Consider the following 2,909-nt stretch of genomic DNA (forward strand, 5'->3'; position numbering starts at 1 on the left):
CGCCCACACCTGCGCCAGCTGCGCGAGCGCGCCCTGGCTGGCCTGCGCATCGCCGTGCAGCGCGCGCAGCGGCTCCAGGAAGTCGTAGGCACGCGAGTGCCCCGACACCACCAGGYGGTTCAGCGCCGGTGCCTGGGCGCGGCCTTGCACGCGTGCCACGTCGGCCAGCACCTCGGCGATCAGCGCGTTCAAGCGTGCGGGCTGGGCCAGCGCACTCCAGCGCGGATCCCGGTGGCCGCCGGCCTTGGCGCCGCCGGGCGCATCCCAGTTCATCGCCGGCACGACGAGCACCATCGGCAGCGCCGAGGCATCGACCAGCGCGCCCAGCCGGAACGGTGCCGCGGTGATGAAGCCGCCCGGTGGCTTCGGCGGCAGCGAGGCGTCCCTCAGCAGGCCGTGCACGTGGAACAGCACGTCGACGCTCGATTGCCCGAGAGCCGCCTTCGGCACGAAGACCGCGACCGGCTCGGCATACGAGGCCGCCTTCATCAGCCAGACCTGGCCGCCCAGGTGCGGCACCGGCGCGGCGCTGACGGGCGATGCAGCCGACGGCGACGCTGCCGAAGAGGCGGCCGCCGACGGCAGCGCATCCGCCAGCGCGGTCTGCGTCGCGGCATCGAGCACCGCGCCGAAGCCGAGATGGCGCTCGGCGCGGACGGCCGCGAGCGCCTGGTCCAGCTTCGCGTCGCGCGTGCCGAGCGCAGCGAACATCGAGGTGTGCGACAGGTGCTCCAGTGCGCGCTGCGTCAGCGCGATGTCGGTGGAGCTGCCGGGCTCCGAGCTGCCGCCGAGCCGGTGCTGGTCGCGAAAGCGGGTGCGCGCGGCGCGCGTCAGCGGGCCGGCATCGCCGTCGTCGGAGAGCCGCTCGCCCGCGGTGGCGTTCAGCACGCGCTGCGCGAAGCGCACCCAGGCCTTGGGCTGGCCGCCGGCCGACAGCGTGGTGGTGGCAGGCGTCTTCGCAGGCGCCGGCAAAGACGTTGACGAAGACGCCGAGCCCCCCTCGAAGCGCGGCTTCAGTCCCGGCGGGTTGTATTCCCAGTGCCAGGGCTCGCGGCGGTACGGGTACCAGCCGAAGGCCTTGCCGCGCAGCATCATCCACTTGTAGACCGGCGAGCGGTACATGCGCACCAGCTTGGCCATCTTCTCGGCGGTGCGGGTCTGGCTCTTGCCCGACAGGTCGAGGCCGCGCACCGACATCTGCAGGTCGACCGCCAGGCCGTACATGTGCGCGGAGTGCCCCTTGGCCACCGCCTTCTCGTTCGGCTGCGCGGCGCTCAGGGCCGCCTGCTGGCCGGCCGAGCGCCACGACGAGGTGATGTCCAGCGCCACGCCTTCCTTCAGGGCCGCGTCGCGCATGCGCACGAAGGCGGCGCTGGCCTCGGCATACAGTTGCGCGCCGGGCTGGCCCGGCACGGCCACCGGGCGGTGCGCGCGGAACGCGATCTTCGTGCCGTCCAGGTTCACGCGCCGCTCCGGCGTCACGCGGGCCATGTCGACGAACAGCCGCTCCGACAAGGCCCAGTGCGCCTTCACGGCCGCCGTTACCGAGCCGCGGGGCGGCACGTTGCCGGGGAACTCCACGTCCTTCCAGTCGACCTCCTTCAGGTACTTGCGCTGCAGCGCCGCGTCCGGCAGGCGCTCCAGCGCCGAGCGCTGCAGGTCGAGCACCCAGGTGCGGTCGTCGGCCGACAGCGGGGCGTCGACCACCGGCGTGGAATCGACCTCGGCGACCTCGCCGACCTCGAACGGGGAGGCTTCGTCGTCCAGCTCGTTGTCGAGTTCGTGGCAGCGGCAGGCCTCGCACTCCGCCGCGTCGCGGTCCTCGTGGTCGACGCGCGCGAGCCGCACATACGGGCTCTCGAACAGCAGCGCAGCGAGCCCGGCACCGCGGGCCGGCGGCGCCTCGGGGGCGGTCTCGTGCGCCTGCGTCGGGTAGGCCGACAGGAAAGGGGATTCCGGCTTCATGGCATCGACCTCCGGCGTTCAGTTGGGCGCGACCTTGCGGGCCTTGACGTCACGGCCCGTGATCGCGGTCCAGTGCGTGATGATGGTTCGCATCGCCGCCTCGGGGCTGGTCAGCAGCGTGGGCTCGGGCGTGAACAGCGCGCGCACCTTGTCGGTGGTGTCGTAGTCGTTGCTCTCGATCTGCGTCAGGATCCGCGAGATCGCATCGGCGATGTCGAAGAAGTGCTTCGACAGCCCGTGCGCGGGCAGGCCGACGCGCTCGGCCACCTTGAACAGCCGCTGCTCGGTGCCATTGGCCTGCGCCCGCAGCGATGCGACGATCGGCGAGCTGGCGCCGTCGTTCTTGTACTCGAGCGTCAGGTGGAACCACGCCATCGCGGTGACCGCCGAGAACTCCTCGCGCGACAGGTTGCCGTCCTGGCGGCGCGACAGCAGCATGTTCTTCAGCTTGCTCGCCAGCGTGACGATCTTGGCCGGGTCGGTCGGGTTGCTGCTCGCGCTCGCGGTGACGTAGGTCATGCCGACCCAGACCTCGCGCAGGAACTCCTCGAAGGTCGGCACGAACTCGGCGTTCGCCGCCTCGGCGCGCACGTAGGGCTGCGGCTTGCCGTCGTCCATGCCGTGGTTCAGCTCCATGCCGAACAGGCGCTGGTAGGGGYTGCGGCGGTTCGCGCGCAGGTCGCCACGGATGTGGCTGACCAGCGAGGTCGCGAAGAACGGCGCGCCGTCCTTGAAGAACAGCTCCTCGGTGTTGCGCAGCCAGGCCTGCGAGTCGGCATCGGGCACGCCGAGCTTCTCGCCATGCACGAACTCATGCACCACGCGCTTGAACACCTCGTAGACGCGGGTGTTCTCGATCATGTAGGCGTAGATCAGGTGGTCCCAGCGGAACAGGCGCGGTATCTCGATGGGGTCGGTGGCGGTGACGGTGGTCAGGATGTCGC

At 71.3% G+C, this 2,909-nt stretch carries 2 protein-coding genes; both read right to left on the minus strand.

Going from position 1 to position 2,909, the window contains the following annotated elements; all coding sequences use genetic code 11:
• On the minus strand, positions 1-1,965 hold a 1,965-nt coding region (locus tag AC1D01_RS28020; protein ID WP_477872238.1), incomplete at its 3' end, for a D-alanyl-D-alanine carboxypeptidase family protein.
• 18 nt (positions 1,966-1,983) lie between these two features.
• The coding region (locus AC1D01_RS28025; protein WP_477872240.1) for a hypothetical protein at positions 1,984-2,909 on the minus strand (926 nt) is incomplete at its 5' end.

This window comes from Rhizobacter sp. P3_B12, assembly GCF_056402895.1.